General features: G+C 59.0%; 15 protein-coding genes. 5 read left to right on the top strand and 10 right to left on the bottom strand.

Translation table 11 applies throughout. From position 1 onward, the window contains the following. Positions 1–3 precede the first annotated feature (3 nt). Genes IE089_RS02500 through IE089_RS02515 form a run of 4 tightly spaced genes read left to right on the top strand, consistent with a single transcriptional unit; the run spans position 4 to position 2,409 of the window. Complete coding sequence (locus IE089_RS02500) at positions 4–504, top strand: DUF501 domain-containing protein (protein ID WP_189474856.1); 501 nt, start codon at positions 4–6, stop codon at positions 502–504. Then, on the top strand, positions 501–869 hold the full coding sequence (locus IE089_RS02505; protein WP_189474857.1) for a c-type cytochrome: 369 nt from the start codon (positions 501–503) through the stop codon (positions 867–869). Before IE089_RS02500 ends, IE089_RS02505 begins: the two co-directional genes overlap by 4 nt. Then, entirely contained in the window at positions 866–1,831 is a 966-nt protein-coding gene (locus IE089_RS02510) for an XdhC family protein (RefSeq protein ID WP_189474859.1), read from the top strand. Before IE089_RS02505 ends, IE089_RS02510 begins: the two co-directional genes overlap by 4 nt. Beyond that, the gene (locus IE089_RS02515; protein WP_189474861.1) at positions 1,828–2,409 is read left to right on the top strand and encodes a nucleotidyltransferase family protein; all 582 of its coding nucleotides are present in this window, start codon (positions 1,828–1,830) and stop codon (positions 2,407–2,409) included. Before IE089_RS02510 ends, IE089_RS02515 begins: the two co-directional genes overlap by 4 nt. Positions 2,410–2,455: 46 nt before the next feature. Here the strand turns inward: IE089_RS02515 and IE089_RS02520 are convergent, their stop codons facing one another. The 3 genes from IE089_RS02520 to IE089_RS02530 all read right to left on the bottom strand — a co-directional run bounded on the left by IE089_RS02520 (position 2,456) and on the right by IE089_RS02530 (position 4,297). Further along, complete coding sequence (locus tag IE089_RS02520) at positions 2,456–2,869, bottom strand: nuclear transport factor 2 family protein (RefSeq protein ID WP_189474862.1); 414 nt, start codon at positions 2,867–2,869, stop codon at positions 2,456–2,458. Positions 2,870–2,985: 116 nt separating this feature from the next. Continuing rightward, positions 2,986–3,519 carry a helix-turn-helix domain-containing protein gene (locus IE089_RS02525; protein WP_189474864.1) on the bottom strand — a complete coding sequence of 178 codons (534 nt, stop codon included), beginning with the start codon at positions 3,517–3,519 and terminating at the stop codon, positions 2,986–2,988. Between the two features lie 256 nt (positions 3,520–3,775). Then, positions 3,776–4,297 carry a fasciclin domain-containing protein gene (locus IE089_RS02530; RefSeq protein WP_189474866.1) on the bottom strand — a complete coding sequence of 174 codons (522 nt, stop codon included), beginning with the start codon at positions 4,295–4,297 and terminating at the stop codon, positions 3,776–3,778. Positions 4,298–4,642: 345 nt separating this feature from the next. On the opposite strand from IE089_RS02530, the gene IE089_RS02535 reads away from it, so the two are divergent. Next, positions 4,643–5,983 (top strand): malonyl-CoA decarboxylase, encoded by a 1,341-nt coding sequence (locus IE089_RS02535; RefSeq protein ID WP_189474868.1) that lies wholly within the window; start codon positions 4,643–4,645, stop codon positions 5,981–5,983. 14 nt (positions 5,984–5,997) lie between these two features. Here IE089_RS02535 and IE089_RS02540 read toward each other — a convergent pair whose 3' ends face one another. From IE089_RS02540 to IE089_RS02570, 7 genes are all read right to left on the bottom strand, one after another. Further along, the gene (locus tag IE089_RS02540; protein WP_189474869.1) at positions 5,998–6,873 is read right to left on the bottom strand and encodes an alpha/beta fold hydrolase; all 876 of its coding nucleotides are present in this window, start codon (positions 6,871–6,873) and stop codon (positions 5,998–6,000) included. Beyond that, entirely contained in the window at positions 6,870–7,760 is an 891-nt protein-coding gene (gene mmsB / locus IE089_RS02545; RefSeq protein WP_189474870.1) for a 3-hydroxyisobutyrate dehydrogenase, read from the bottom strand. The genes IE089_RS02540 and mmsB overlap by 4 nt, the downstream gene beginning before the upstream one ends. 133 nt (positions 7,761–7,893) lie before the next feature. Further along, positions 7,894–9,006, bottom strand: a complete 1,113-nt coding sequence (locus IE089_RS02550) for an enoyl-CoA hydratase/isomerase family protein (RefSeq protein WP_189474872.1) — start codon at positions 9,004–9,006, stop codon at positions 7,894–7,896. Then, entirely contained in the window at positions 9,006–9,794 is a 789-nt protein-coding gene (locus IE089_RS02555) for an enoyl-CoA hydratase (RefSeq protein WP_189474874.1), read from the bottom strand. The genes IE089_RS02550 and IE089_RS02555 overlap by 1 nt, the downstream gene beginning before the upstream one ends. Continuing rightward, the gene (locus IE089_RS02560; protein ID WP_189474876.1) at positions 9,791–10,951 is read right to left on the bottom strand and encodes an acyl-CoA dehydrogenase family protein; all 1,161 of its coding nucleotides are present in this window, start codon (positions 10,949–10,951) and stop codon (positions 9,791–9,793) included. The genes IE089_RS02555 and IE089_RS02560 overlap by 4 nt, the downstream gene beginning before the upstream one ends. Positions 10,952–10,959: 8 nt before the next feature. Then, the gene (locus IE089_RS02565) at positions 10,960–12,366 is read right to left on the bottom strand and encodes an aldehyde dehydrogenase family protein (RefSeq protein ID WP_189474878.1); all 1,407 of its coding nucleotides are present in this window, start codon (positions 12,364–12,366) and stop codon (positions 10,960–10,962) included. Positions 12,367–12,479: 113 nt separating this feature from the next. After that, positions 12,480–14,882, bottom strand: a complete 2,403-nt coding sequence (locus IE089_RS02570) for a prolyl oligopeptidase family serine peptidase (RefSeq protein ID WP_189474880.1) — start codon at positions 14,880–14,882, stop codon at positions 12,480–12,482. Between the last annotated feature and the right edge of the window lie 62 nt (positions 14,883–14,944).

The raw sequence follows: 14,944 nt of genomic DNA on the forward strand, positions 1-14,944 counted from the left end.
GCGGTGGCGGTTTCTGAACAGCAGCGAGCACAGGTTGCGCGACTAATCGGACGCGAGCCCCGTGGACTGGAGGCAATACCGGTGTCGGATGATGCCGGTGTTCCGCGCGTTATCCGCGTCGCCTCACTGGTGGATGGTAAGCCGTTTCCCACGCTGTTCTGGCTGGTGGATGCCGACCTTAACTACCGCATCGACGTGGTGGAGGCGGGCGGGCTGATCAAGCGGCTGCAGCAGCGTATCGACGAAGATCCTGAATTGCAGGCAGGCATGACCGCCGATCATCAATCGCACATACGACTGCGCGACAGCTTCATCACCGAAGAGCAGCGTCAAGCTCTAGCGGACGGGGGGTTTGCCAAGGCGTTGTCTGGCCGTGGTATTGGCGGTATCGCTGACTTTACGCGCATTCGCTGCCTGCATACCTGGTACGCGGCGCACCTGGTGGAGCCCAATACCGTGGGTCAAATGCTGGACGCTTACTGGCAGGCAGGGCAGCAACAATGATTGCTCGATGGTTGATTATCGTTGCCTTGATAGTTCTGGTCGGCTGTGGCGACGCCACAGAGAGTCAGTCCGGGGGCAAAAAACAGTTATTGCCCAGTGACCCCCTGTTGTCCTCCCTGTATCAGCGCAGTTGCCGAAACTGCCATGCCATCGTTGCCTCGGGCGCGCCTCAAACGGGCGATGCGCTGGCCTGGGAGCCGCGCCTCGCCAAGGGGATATCGGCGTTGGTGGATAACGTCATCGCTGGCTACGGCACCATGCCGCGCGGGGGATTGTGTCCGCAGTGCACCCGGGAGCAGCAGGCCGCATTAATCGAATTTATGGCAACACCCGCCCAGCCCGCTAACGCAGGGGCTTCCGAGTGAAAGCGATTGCACAGGATGTGCTCCAGCATCTGAGCCGATGGCTGAATGAGGAAAATGACCAGCCGGTCTGGTTGTGCACCATCGTGGCTACAGTGGGTTCCTCACCCCGGCCCGTGGGCGCCATGTTGGCCTGCAATCACCGGGGGGAACAGGTCGGTTCCCTTTCGGGTGGCTGTGTGGAGGATGACCTGCTGGCGCGGCTCGAAGCAGGGACCCTATCCGCAGAGCGCCCTACGATGATTGAGTACGGTGTGACTGCCGAAGAGAACGAACGTCTGGGTTTACCCTGCGGCGGCCGTCTTCATGTGCTGGTTGAAACCCTGTGTCACAGTGATCTCGATTGGGTCGAAGCCGTGTTACAGGCGTTGGAGGCTCGTCGTTGCGTTCAACGACAGTGCTCTCTTGCAAACGGCCATAGCGAAGTGAGCAATGTGCAACGCTTTCATCCGCTGAGCATGGATGAGAACGCGTTGACTCAGTGCTTCGGGCCCAGCCAGCGAATGTTGCTGGTGGGAGCGGGGCAACTCTCACAGTCGCTGGCTGAACTGGCGACGGCTATGGATTATGAGGTCATTGTGACCGACCCACGTCAGCGTATGCTGGACGCCTGGGAAGGTCCCGATGTGCAGCGTCAGGCGGGAATGCCAGATGATGCGGTCAGAGCGCTGGCAGATGACGATCACAGCGTCATTATCACCCTGACGCATGACCCTCGCATTGACGATATGGCGTTGATGGAGGCGCTTGAGACGCGTGCCTGGTATGTGGGTGCCTTGGGATCGGCGCGCACAACGGAAAAACGGCTACAGCGACTGCGCCAGCTCGACGTGCCTGAGTCAGCAATCGATCGCTTGCATGCGCCGGTGGGTCTGTCTATCGGCAGTAAAACCCCGGTAGAGATCGCGGTGTCCATCATGGCGCAGGTCACACAGCTGCGTGTGGCCCGCGAGCGCAGTGAATGACGGCTGGCATCCTCTTGTTGGCGGCTGGCAACAGTCGTCGTTTTGGGGATGCCGATAAGCGCGAAGCGCTATTGGCCGGAGAAACCCGCTTACTGGACGCAACGCTGAGCCGGTGCGATGCCAGCGGGCTGCCGCTTCAGGTGTGCCTCGGCGTCAATGATCAGGTATGGCTGCAAGAGCTTTCCCAACGCGGTGTGAAGGCAATGACATGCTCGAGAAGTCCTGAGGGTATGGGCGCTACCCTGTCACAGGGCGTGGCGCAGGTAAGCGACTGGCAGACCGCGCTGGTGATGCTGGCGGATATGCCGCGCATTACTCCCGAGACGTTGAGGGCGGTGGCCGAGCAGGCTGCTGTTGATCGCATTGTGGTGCCCGTTTTTAAGGGACAGCGTGGACACCCTGTGGCGTTTGGAGCCCGATTCTTCGGCCAACTGCGAACCCTGACGGGCGATGTGGGCGGGCGGCAATTACTTCGGGCCCACGCACGGGCGGTTATGGAATTGGCGGTCGAGGATGAGGGTGTGTGTCTGGATGTTGATACGCCGGCGCAGCTGGCCGCGCTGAACGCCAGGAACTAAGCCCGGCAAAAATAGGCCCGCTGCATTCGCGGTGGGGCAATAATCCTCACAGCACCGTGGGCAGGTCCTGCGTCCAAACCAGGTTCAGGTCACGACTGGCGTAGCACCAACGCTCAGCGGAGCGCACAATGGTGTCTTCGTAGCGAATGCCCATATCCAGTTTTCGCTGGGTGCCATCGCGTTCGTAGATATGGCTGGCAACGCACCAGGTTTCCCCCTGGTACCTATCATCGATCCAGTCTCCAAACTGATTACCGACCAGGTGAAATGTCGCTGAATAGTCATTGAGGATGGCGAGGCTCGCGATAAATTCATCACGGGAAGCGGATCCATAGCCGGGACCCTGCAGAGTGAATTCGGGCACCAGTATTTCTTCCAGCCGTTCAAACGCTCTGTCGTCGACGAAGCGGGCGTATTGCATGGCGAGTTGCTGTGGCGCTGTGTCCCGGGTCGTATTCATTTGTCGTTTCCCATGTGAGAAGGGGGCGTGCTTAATGCCATCGCCCCTGATTGTGACTGATACCTGCATTGGTGGTTGGCCACAGGTGCAGCACCGGTTTGCAAAAATTGGTGCCGCTAGAGCTTCCGACCCAGGCGCTTCTCAACCAGCTTCTTTTCCCAGTCGGTCCATCCAATCCGGATGACCTCAAATGCAATCAGCCCCTGCACTACAAGACCCGCGCCGACGCCCAGAAATACCCATAAAACAATGTCGGTATCGCCAAAGAACCAGCCATCAAGTGCGGCGATGGAAAAGACCAACGCAAGAATAACGAAGGCTGTCAGACCCTCATAGAATTCCTTGACCCGTTTGGCGTAACGGATGGCTTCTCGTTCATCGTCCTTCAAGGTGGGGGTGGGTGCCGCCGGGTGATCTGCAGCCTGCGGAGTGGGGGTTTTGGGTTCTAACTCAATGTGCGTCATATCGCTGTCCTCGGGTAAGAAAGTGGAAACATCTACCTCGAATACAGACGCCAGCGCTTTGGCCGACTCTAGACTGGCACTACCGCCGCGCTCAAGGCGCTGGATGGTTCTCACGCTGAGACCAGAGAGTGTTGCCAACTGATCTTGCGACCAGCCCTGTTGCAGTCTGAGTTTTCGGACGATCACCGGCTTGCTCCTGTTCGAGGTCGGGCCAGCATGGCGAGTGCTGCGGATAGCTGCCACGACAGCGGCCTGACGTCCACCTGACATTGACCTGACACGTCAGGCAAACAGCATAACAATCAACGGGTTAGAGTGGCCAGAGGAAAACGACTTGAGGGGTTGATCCATCGAGACCAACGGCTGGGAGAGCTAAGGGTTTACAGTGAGGGGGGTGGTTGGCGCCGGTAAGTTCAGGCGCCAACCTGTCAGCATCACCGCGTTAGAACTGCGGCAACAGCACGCTGTCGATGATCCAGACCAAACCATTGTCAGTGCGAACGCCGGTGCAAGAGACTTCAGACTGGTTCACGCGAACGCGACCGTTGTTGAAATCAAAATACACGTTGGCACCCTGGAGCGTGGGGCGCTCTACCGCGGTGAAGTGGAAACGAGGATCACGCAGTCCAGGTGACACGTGGTAGGTCAGTACGCTGGTCAGCAAATCGACATCACCGCCGATCGCATTGAGCACTGGCTCTGGAATGGCAGCGAATGCATCGTTAGTGGGCGCGTAGACGGTGATGTCCTCAGCAGTAGCCAGTGTCTCAGCCAAGCCAGCCGCCGTTACCAAGTCAACCAGTGTGCTCAGGGCCGGGGTAGCAACCGCTGCATCAACGATAGTGCCGTCGAATGTCACGGGTGCAGCCTGCAGGCAGGCAGCGAAGCCGTTAGCTTGCGCCTGTGTGCCAACAGTGGCGCTCGCGGCCATAACCAGTGCGGCAGAAAGTGATTTGAGTTTCATGTGTTTTGCTCCATGCAAGTAGGGGTAAGCAACCGGTCCCAGGGGGGCGGGCGTGGGTTGTATGAAAACTACGAAACGTTCTTTCGTGTGGATTCAGCACGCTCTGATTTGGCGCGTGCACAATAACTGCATTGAAAACAGTGGCTTATGTGGCTGCTCTAAGTGCAGGTCGAAAAATGACCAATGCCTGTCCATATTTAGGCGGAGGAAAACCAGGACTCTTTTCGGCGATACTGTGAAATATAACCCAGCAGAGGTAGTCCGCAGTGCCGGTCACTGCCGTAACCTTTGCAGGAGTAACTGGAGGGGTGCCCCCGGGCAGGCTTTGCTTAAGGAACGATGGCGATGGCAGTAGAACAGAAACAGGATCTGGAGAGTCAGGAAGGCAGTACGATGAGTGTGTTTGAGCGCACCTTCCACAGTGTGCTTGATGCGGGCCGGGAGATCCTGGCGCGCCGTCGTGCGGTCGCCGCTCCCGAGACATCCATTGACGCCCTTGTAGACAGCTGTGCAGCATTACTTGAGCACCGCGGTGAGGCCTCTGGTCTCGCGCTGGCCAGTGAGATTACCGCGGCGTATCAGAATCTCCCCGAATCCGACCGGCTGACTTTTTTCCAACAGCTTCTCACGCGCTTCGGCGTCAAGCGCGACGACGTACTCGATGTCGTAGAGCAATACCGCGGTGATGATGACTTCGAGCACCTGGCCGCCATTGCCCGTGCGGTAGAGGCGCCCCGGGTGAAGCTGTTCCGTCGCATCAACATGGCCCCAGAGGGCACGGCCACACTGGTGGCGATGCGTGGTCATCTGCTAAAACTGCTGCGTTCTAATCCCGAGCTGCGCGCCGTCGATGCAGACCTCAAGCACCTGTTCGTCTCCTGGTTTAACAAGGGCTTTTTGGAGTTGCGGCAGATCAGCTGGGACTCGCCTGCCGCAGTACTCGAGAAGATCATCGATTACGAAGCCGTCCATGAAATCAATGGCTGGTCTGATCTGCGGAGCCGGCTCAGCAGCGACCGCCGCTGCTTTGCCTTCTTCCACCCTGCGTTGGTGGATGATCCACTGGTGTTTGTAGAGATAGCGCTGACCGAAGACGTGCCCGGCGCGATACAACCCCTGCTGCGCCAGGATCGCGATACCAATAGTCAGGATCGCCCGTCGACGGTGGTGTTCTATTCCATCAGCAATTGCCACCCGGGTCTGGCCGGCGTCTCCTTCGGTAACTTCCTGATCAAGAACGTGGTCGAGGAGTTGCAGCGGGAAATGCCCTGGCTGAAGACTTTCGTCACTCTGTCGCCCGTACCCGGCTATCGCAAGTGGTTGTTAAAGGCTGACCTCAGTGAGTGGATCGATGCTTCGCTTGAGGGTGCCGTGAAAGAGCCCGCGGGCGCGGTGATGCGCTCTGAGGTGTACGACGCGCACCTGAAGTTGTGTGCGCACTACCTGTTGAACGAAAAATCCGGAGACGCACCGCGTGATCCGGTAGCGCGTTTCCATTTGGGCAATGGGGCTCGCCTGCACCGCATTCATGGCGGGGCCGATCTCTCGCCCAAAGGCCGAGAGCAGTCAGCCGGCATCATGGTGAATTATCTGTACGACCTCTCGAAGATCGAAGTAAATCACGAGGCATTCTTCGATCAGGGCAAGATCGTTGCCTCGCGCGGCGTGCAGAAAATGGTCGGTTAGACGTCGGGCTGCGTCTAGCGCTCACTGCCCAGAATCAGGGCGTTGGATATTCCCGGCGCCTCATACATGGTCCAGTGCCCGACGCCGTCAAGCACATGGAAATCACAGCCGCCGGGTGCGTCACTGAACAGCACTCGACGTTTTTCCAGGGCGTCGCGCCCGCCTGCAGTTGCATCCTCGCTTCCCCATATGGCGCATATGGGTACTGCCACTTGCTCCAAAGTCACAAGCAGGTCATCGGTACCGGCCAATCCGCGACTGCGAAACCGGTGTTTCGCTAGATTTTCTGAGTGAATACGAATGGCATTGATGTCGATCTTGTGAGGGTCGGCGATCATTAGGCGGGCCAGATTTTCCCGGTGAGTCACTGCTGCCTCGTCAAAGGGCGTGCCGGGCGCTGGCAGCGGCAGCAAATCTACCTGATGATGCAGGGCCCCGCAGCCGGCCGCGCCTATCACCGTTAGACGCTGGCATTGATGCCGGCAAGCAGCGGCCAGGCGCGCGCCTATCATGGCGCCAAACGAAAAAGCAGCAATCTCAAACGTACCCTCGGACAGACCAACACCGGCGAGCGAATGACGTAACAGGGTGGTGAAGTGTTCCAGTGTCTGGGGCTGTGGCATATCGCCGGATTCACCCAGACCGGGGAGATCTACCGTCCACACCTCCCGGCTCACACTCAGCGAAAGCAGGTTTTCCGCCCAGTGGGTCCAGCTGCCGAAGCCGCCGTGGATGAGAATCAGGGGTGGTGCCTCGGGGTTGGCTGGCGTCGGGACGGCGGCATCAGCACCTGACCACTGCCGCCAGGCAATACTGGTGGTCTCTACCGCCACCACATGCAGGCGGGAGCGTTCGGCCAGCTCCCTCAGATAAAGCTGTGATGGGCTCATGCGGGTTTACGCAGTCGTTCGAGCGCACTGGAGAAATCGCGGCTGCCATTGCCCGCCGCCTGGTGTCCTTCGTACAGCGATTGAGCCAATTGCCCCAGAGCATTATCTACCCCGGCATCCTTTGCAATGTCCATGGCAAGTCCCAGGTCCTTGACCATCAGGTCAACCATGAACCCGGGTTGGTAATCATTGCTGGCGGGCGCGTTCTCCATCACCCCGGGGTACGGGTTGTATACCTCCAGCGACCAATTGCGGCCAGAGCTTGCCAGCATGATCTCCGATAGTACGGCAGGATCCAGGCCGTTGCGCGCACCCATCTCCAGCGCCTCACAGGTGCCCAGCATATGAATCGCGAGCAGCATATTGTTGCAGCCCTTTGCGACCTGACCCGCGCCGTGGGGGCCGGCATGAAAGATATTCTTGCCCATGGCTGACAGCAATTCGCGCGCTTTCAGGAAGGTCTCTTCGCTACCGCCGCACATGAAGGTCAGGGTGCCGGCTGCCGCCGCTGCAACGCCACCGGATACTGGCGCGTCCATGAAGCCGATGCCCATTGCCTCTGCAGCGGCACCGACCTCTCTGGAGGTGGCTGCATCGATAGTGCTGCAGTCCAGCACAGTAACGTCACTGTTCAGTTGCGCGAGCAAGCCAGATTCGCCCAGGTAGGTCCCGGCCACATGCTTCCCCGCGGGTAGCATTGAGACCACATACTCGACGCCGTCAGTCGCTGCCGCCGCCGACGCGGCCACACTTGCGCCCGCGGCTTCCAGCGCCTCACAGGCCTCGGTAGACAAATCGAAGACGCAGACGGAGTGTCCCGCGGCCAGCAGGTTTTTAGCCATCGGGCCGCCCATGTTGCCTAAGCCGATAAACGCAACTGAAGCCATAATGCTTGTCTCTTTTTCTTTTTCTGGTTCATGTGGTGGCAGGGAGTGTACCCCGAAGGGCGGGGGTTCTGGCAGCCGTTCCGGCAGCGGCGCAGCACTATCTCCCTGGGTAACGCTGCAGTGCGCCAGCCGTTTAGCTGAGATCCGCCAGTGGATTGCTGTCCCAGGGGCTGGTGAAGAACCCCGCCAGCAGGTCCTCCGGAACGTCTCGAGATGCAGCGAATGTCCAGGCGGGATTCCTGTCCTTGTCGATCAACAGGGCACGAACGCCTTCAGCGAATTCGGGGTAGCGCACCACGTTGGTGGCCAGTTGAACTTCCGCCTGAAACACTTCGCGCAGCGACGCATGCCGGGTTTCCCAAAGCTGCCTGGCAATCCACAGCGCCGCCAGTTTCGAACCTTGCGCCAGACTATCGCGCGCGCGTGATAGCCAGCTGTCGTCGGTATCCAATGCCGTTATCTGATCGATGACATCGTGAATACTATCGCCGTCGCATAATTGGTTGATTACCGCCATGTGAGGTTCAACCTGGCCTTCAGGTTTGTCGCTTTCGCTGGCGGCGGCGAAGGGGCGCAACGCCGCATTCACAAGGCCGTGGTTGGTGTCGGCCTCGTTGCTGTATGTCGTGGATAGCAGGGCGTCCAGGACGGCCGCCTTGTGCTCGTTGGCAATAAAACGGTCTGCAATGCCGGTATAAAGTGCGTCACTGGCATTGATAGAGGCCCCTGTAAGTGCCAGAAACAAACCTGCTTCACCGGGCATGTGGTTCAGGAACCAGCTGCCGCCAACATCAGGAAACAGGGCGATGGTGACTTCGGGCATTGCTATGCGCGTACGTTCGGTGACGATGCGGTGAGAGCAGCCGGCCATAACGCCGAGTCCGCCGCCCATAACGATGCCGTGGCCCCAGCAGATTATGGGCTTGGGATACGTATGCAGCGTGTAGTTCATGCGGTATTCGCGTGCGAAGAACACTTCTGCGTAATCGCAGGGGCCGCCGGGCGTTGCTACGGCGGATGCGTGCAGAGCCTGCACATCACCGCCCGCGCAGAAGGCCTTTTCACCTGCCGCATCGATAAATACTGCGCGAATATCATCGTCGACCAGCCAGCTGTCTAATTGCTGCTGCAGCAGGTCTACCATTTCCAGCGTGAGTGAATTAAGCGTGGCTTCAACACTCAGCGTCGCGCGCCCGACTTTACCGGCACCAGCCGTCAGCTCTTCAAATAATACAAGTGCACTCATTAACGGTTCTTCCACTCTGGGGCGCGTTTCTCCAGGAAGGCATTAACCCCCTCGGCCTGGTCTTCGGTCGCAAATAGTTCTACAAACTTATCGCGCTCCGCCGGCAGCGCGGCGCCGATCGCTGTGTCGCGCGCGGCGTGGATCAACTGCTTCGAGTAGGCGACGGAAATGGGGCTCTGCAGCGCTGCCTGCTCGGCCAGTGCCAGGGCTCGCGTCAGCGATTCGCCATTGGCGACCACTTCTTCCACCAGACCAATGCGCTCGGCGGTTTCCGCTTTGACGCGTTCCCCGCAGAGAATCATTTTCTTTGCCCAGCCTTCGCCCACCAGCCATGACAGGCGTTGGGTGCCGCCTGCGCAGGGCAGAAGACCAACCTTTGCTTCCGGCAATGCCATCTGCGCCTGATGCTCTGCCACACGCAGGTCACAGGCCAGCGCCACCTCCAGGCCACCACCCATGGCGAAGCCGTTGATGGCGGCAATCGAGACTCCGCGGAAATCCGCCAGAGCTTCAAACGCGGCGCCAAAAGCATCGGCCATTTCACGCGCAGTGTCCGGGTTGCCGTCGGCAAATAGTTTGAGATCGGCGCCGGCAGAGAAGAACTTGTCGCCAGCACCGGTTAGCACTAGGGCGAAAACAGAGCGGTCGGCATTCAGTGCCTCAACGACCGTGCGCAGGCCAGGGAGGCTTTCGGTGTCCCAAGTGTTAGCTGCGGGGTTGTCGATAGTGATCAGGGCGGTGTGCCCGGTGATCTCGACCTTCAGTTTGTCCGAGGGACTGATGCTCATTGAATAACCTCCAGTGCGCCATCCATCAGCAGACGGCGAGAAATAATAACGCGCATGATCTCATTGGTGCCCTCGAGAATCTGATGCACCCGGGTATCGCGCACGTGGCGCTCCATCGGGTACTCGCGGATGTAGCCATAGCCGCCAAACAGCTGCAGTGCGTCGTTGCATACCTCAAAGCCCACATCGGTAGCGAAACGCTTGGCCATCGCACAATAGGTGGTGGCCTGGCTATCTTTATTGTCCAGTTTGCTGGCTGCGAGGCGCACCATTTGCCGCGCGGCGACCAGTTGCGTCAGCATATCCGCCAGCTTGAATTGGGTGTTTTGAAAGTCTGAAATGGCGCTGCCAAACTGCTGACGCTCTTGTACGTAGTCAGTGGCTTCCTTCAACGCTTGCTGTGCAGTACCGATGCTGCAGGTGGCGATGTTGATGCGGCCGCCGTCCAGGCCTTCCATCGCAATGGCAAAGCCCTGGCCTTCATTGCCCAGGCGATTTTCCACGGGTACGCGCACATTGTCGAAAGTGACCATGCGGGTAGGTTGGGCATTCCAACCCATCTTCTCTTCTTTTTTGCCGTAGCCTACGCCTGGTGCATCCGCGGGAATCAGCAGAGCGGTCACACCTTTCGGTCCCGCCCCACCGCTGCGTGTCATCACAACCAGTACATCGGTCTCGCCGGCGCCAGAGATAAACACCTTGCTGCCATTGACGACATACTCGTCGCCCTCGAGCGTGGCGGTAGTGCGTAGAGACCCTGCATCTGAGCCCGCCCCGGGTTCCGTGAGGCAATAGGAGGCGAGTTTGGTGCCCGCTACCAGCTCGGGACACCACTGCTCGATGACGGCATCGGAGCAGTAGCGACCGATCATGCTGGTTGCCATGTTGTGGATGGTCAGAAAGGCGGTGGTGGTGGTGCAGCCTTTAGCCAACTCCTCAACGATGAGGCTGGCATCCAGCCTGGACAGTGCGAGGCCGCCGGCGGACTCCGGGGTATACACCCCCATGAAGCCCAATTCTCCGGCTTGTGCCAGTGCTTCCTTAGGGAAGTGGGATGTGGCATCCCACTCGGCGGCGTTAGGTGCCAACACGCCTTCCGAGAAGGCGCGGGCGCTATCGATAAATGCGAGCTGTTCGTCGCTGAGTGAGAACTCCATGCCCTGTCTTAATTGAACTTGGCCATCACTGCATCGCCGAACAGGTCCTCATCACTGGGTATGACCTTCGTCTCTGTCAGTGGTTTGGATACCCACGTCTCGTTGATCAGGTCACGCCAGGTGATGTTGTTGTTAGTGGCGTTGCCGCCCCAGCTGCCACAGCCAAGCGAGAAGGTCTGTCGCATGCCATTCCACAGGTTGCCGCTGTTCGAAGCCGCCTGCGGCTGGTTGACCATGACACGCGAGGTACGCGTCTGGTCGGCGTACTTCATGATGTTGTCATCATTGTACGAATAGATGCCGCAGGAGTGACCCTGACCCTGGTAGGCCTGAATGCTGTTGGTTAGCTCGATAGCGTGATCAATGTCCTTCACGCGGTACAGCGCCATAGTGACGGAGAGCTTCTCACCGCTGAAGGGGTGATCGGGACCGGTACCCGTCTCTGGCACGATGAGGAACAGCTTGCCCTCGGGCAGTTCGATGCCGGCCATACCGGCAATCTTGTAGGCGGGCTGGGCCACGATGGCGGTGTTCAGGTGGCCGTCTACCCAGATAGTGTTCTGCAGCTTGAGCTTTTCTTCGTCGTTCAGAACGTAGCCGCCCTCATGTTCCAGCTTCGCGACCATCTCGTCGTAGATGCTGTCGAACAGCAGTACGGAATTGTCTGACGAACAGGACGCCGCCAGATCCAGGGTCTTGGAGACGCGGATCTTTTCGGAGGCCTCTTCAAGATTGGCGCTGTCGTCCACGGTGATGCAGGCGTTGCCCACACCTACACCCAGCGCGGGTGTGCCGCTGGAGTAGGCCGCATGCACCATGGGGCCGCCACCAGTGGCCAGCACGCGGTCGCACTGACGCATTAGTTCATTGGTGGTATCCAGGCTGGGTGTTTCGATGGCAATCACCAGATCGGCAGGTGCACCGCAGCGCTCGATAGCGTCGCGCATGTAGTCAACAATCTTTTTGTTGGTCAGCTTGGCGCGGGGGTGCGGCGCGATGATGATCGCGTTGCGGCCCTTCACGGCAGAAATAGCCTTGATTACGGGCGTCGCTTCGGGGTTGGTGGAAGGCGACAGTGCACCGATTACGCCAACGGGCTTGGCGATCTTGACGATGTTGCGCTCGGGCAGTTCCTCGATAACCCCCACTGATTTGTCATCGATGATGTCCATCAGTGTTGCGCGCGTCTTGCGGTGGATCTTGAGGTACTTGCCTTCATAGTTGCCCAGCTGGGTTTCTTCCACGGCGAAATGCGCGATTTCCTCGGCGCGGTCCTCGCGTGCCACGGTGTATACCATGGCGCGAATCAACTCATCGACCTGGTCCTGGCTGTAGTCTGCGATAGCTTCCTGTGCAACGCGTGCGCGCTCAATCAGGACGGCAACTTCCTGTTCGGGGGTCATGGATTCGGACATGGTGTACCTCACGGTGAATTCGGTCAAAAAATCGGCGGAATAATACCATTACGGGCAAAATCCCGACAGGGATCAGCCATACCCCCAAAGGAGGAGGCAGGGTTTATCGCAGCCTATTGGCTGCGATTTTTCACCGCGTTTTCCATGAGCTTGAAGATGCGTCGATACTCATCCAACCACGACTCCGGATGCACAAAGCCATGGGCATCCAGCGGGTAAATGGCGATCTCGAAATCCTCTTTCTTCATCTCGATGAACTTCTGCACCAGCAGTACCGAATCCTGGAAGAACACGTTGTCGTCCTGCATCCCCGCGGCGATTAGCAGGGGCTTGTTGAGGCCGGCCGCATGATTAATGGGCGAGCTCTTCTCATAGGCCACAGGATCCACCAGCGGGGTATTCAGAATGCGAGCGGTATATCCGTGGTTGTAATGCATCCAATCCACAACGGGACGCAGCGCTGCGCCGGCGGCAAATACTTCAGGGGTACGGAACAGGGCCATGAAGGTCATAAAGCCACCGTAAGAGCCGCCGTAAATCCCGATGCGATCGCGATCAACGCTGTAGCCATCGGCGAGAAAGTCGACCCCGTCCAAATAGTCTTCCAGCTCCGGGTGACCCATCTGCCGGTAGATACTGGTGCGCCAGTCGCGCCCGTAACCCTCGGAGGCGCGGTAGTCCATGTCCAGAACTATGTAACCGGCATCAGCCAATACCGTGTGGAACATGAACTCGTGGAAATAGTAGGGCCAACCCATGTGTGCGTTCTGGGTGTAGCCAGCGCCGTGCACAAACATCACCGCCGGGTAGCGCTTCGCCGGGTCATAGTCGCGTGGCAGGTAGAGCTTTGAGTAGATGGGCGCTTCAACGTGAGAGGAGGGGACCTCCACGATTTCCGGTACCACCCAGTCAACAGTCGCGAAAGCTTGGCTCACGGTATCCGTCAGCTGTTTGAGTGTGCCGCTGCCGTCGGCCGCGCCCAGGTACAGGTCGGGATGTCTGTCCATTGACGAGCGTGTGATCAGCAACTGCTTGCCGTCTGGCGATAGCGCCGCTGTGCTGACGCCGTCGATGTCGGCGACGCGCTCCAGCTCACCGCCAGAGGCCGCTACGCGAAAGATCTGCCAGTTCCCGGGATGGCCGCGATTACCTTCCAGATAGATGTACGACTCATCCGGCGCGACAATCGGGTTTCGCACCACAAAGTCGCCGCGGGTGATGGCGCGCACCCGGCGAGCATCGACCGTGGTGGTGTAAAGGTGTGCATAGCCTGATTCTTCGGACATCAGCCACAGTGTGCTGCTGTCCTGAAACCAACCGAAGTCGTTGTAAGCCCAGTTGATCCAGGCCTCGTCATTGAGCCGGTGTTGCAGCTGCAGCTCGCCTTCAGCATCCACAGTGGCCAACCAGCGATCCTTGTAGTCAGCGGCGAACAGCATGGCCGCCAGCGTGTTGCCATCGGGGCTCCACATCACCCGGATGTCGTTGATGCAACGATCATCGTCTTCCAATTGTTTGGCCACGGCGTCTTTGTCTGCCCCCTTAGCCACATGCCAGTCCAATGCTTCGCGGCGAAGGGTCTTGAAGGGATCGGATGACATACCCGGTAGTTCTGAGGTCTCGATGGTACTTAGCTCGCCATCGGTCACGTTTAACACTAGAAGATGCAGCTCGGGGTAGGCGTTAGCGCCGACACGTGCTCGTAGCTCTCTTGTGCTGGTGTAGCCGTCTTCGGTCACATAGTTCGGCATGATGCCGGCCCTGCCGGAATCTGCTCCGGCGTCTCGCACCACTAGGGCGAGCTGTTGTCCGTTGGGCGACAAGCTGCGCTGTACCACCTCATATTTATCGTTCAGATAAACGGGGTGGGGTAGCGAGCCCCGGGCGCGGCGCTCCTCGTCTTTCACGGCGCGTGCGCGGCGGCTGTCTTCAACAACGGTGGCGTAGCTGCGTTGCTGCTGCTCGCGCAGCACATTGAACTCTGGCTCGGCATCCGGGTCCTTGCCCGGTGCGATGTTTGTCACCTGTCGTAGCTGCCCGTTATCCAAACCGTAGGCGAAGAACTGTCCACCTGCCAGAAAGAAGAGTTCACTGTCATCGGCGCTGAATAGTGGTTGTGACTCATCCGAAACGGTACGCGTAATGGCCTTCACGTCGCCGGAGCCAAGCGCCTTAAGCATAATGTCGCCATGGTGTACCCAGGCGACATGAGTTCGATCCGCGGAGTAGACCTTCGCCCGCCCGGAATCCTCGGGCAGCTCTGCACGGTCTACTTGCTCGGGGTCTGATCCATCCAACGCCAGACGGTAATAGTCGCGGATATCCTCGCCTTCGCGTTTCTGCTGGTAGTAGATCGCACTGCCATCGTCCGCCCAGTAGGCGTTTTCAGGCGCATTCCCTATCCAGTCTGGGTCGGACATGACCCGTTCAAGGCCCGGTGAAGTTGCCGCCATAGCCAACAACGGCAGACCAGTGGCAATCAGTGCCAGGCCCTGGCGTGCGAAAAATGAAGTCACAGTGTTCTCCTAATCCAAAGGGCGAGCGCTGTGCAGGAACGCCCACGAGGCGTGCTATATTA

Source organism: Parahalioglobus pacificus (assembly GCF_014652275.1).
In the GTDB taxonomy this organism is placed as follows: Bacteria; Pseudomonadota; Gammaproteobacteria; order Pseudomonadales; family Halieaceae; genus Parahalioglobus; species Parahalioglobus pacificus.

Bases quoted from the DNA above. Each gene is read 5' to 3' on its own strand.
- IE089_RS02550 (WP_189474872.1), bottom strand. From the start codon at position 9,006: ATGAGTGCACTTGTATTATTTGAAGAGCTGACGGCTGGTGCCGGTAAA.
- IE089_RS02560 (WP_189474876.1), bottom strand. From the start codon at position 10,951: ATGGAGTTCTCACTCAGCGACGAACAGCTCGCATTTATCGATAGCGCC.
- IE089_RS02565 (WP_189474878.1), bottom strand. From the start codon at position 12,366: ATGTCCGAATCCATGACCCCCGAACAGGAAGTTGCCGTCCTGATTGAG.
- IE089_RS02540 (WP_189474869.1), bottom strand. From the start codon at position 6,873: ATGAGCCCATCACAGCTTTATCTGAGGGAGCTGGCCGAACGCTCCCGC.
- IE089_RS02520 (WP_189474862.1), bottom strand. From the start codon at position 2,869: ATGAATACGACCCGGGACACAGCGCCACAGCAACTCGCCATGCAATAC.
- IE089_RS02505 (WP_189474857.1), top strand. From the start codon at position 501: ATGATTGCTCGATGGTTGATTATCGTTGCCTTGATAGTTCTGGTCGGC.
- IE089_RS02530 (WP_189474866.1), bottom strand. From the start codon at position 4,297: ATGAAACTCAAATCACTTTCTGCCGCACTGGTTATGGCCGCGAGCGCC.
- IE089_RS02515 (WP_189474861.1), top strand. From the start codon at position 1,828: ATGACGGCTGGCATCCTCTTGTTGGCGGCTGGCAACAGTCGTCGTTTT.
- mmsB (WP_189474870.1), bottom strand. From the start codon at position 7,760: ATGGCTTCAGTTGCGTTTATCGGCTTAGGCAACATGGGCGGCCCGATG.
- IE089_RS02535 (WP_189474868.1), top strand. From the start codon at position 4,643: ATGGCAGTAGAACAGAAACAGGATCTGGAGAGTCAGGAAGGCAGTACG.
- IE089_RS02555 (WP_189474874.1), bottom strand. From the start codon at position 9,794: ATGAGCATCAGTCCCTCGGACAAACTGAAGGTCGAGATCACCGGGCAC.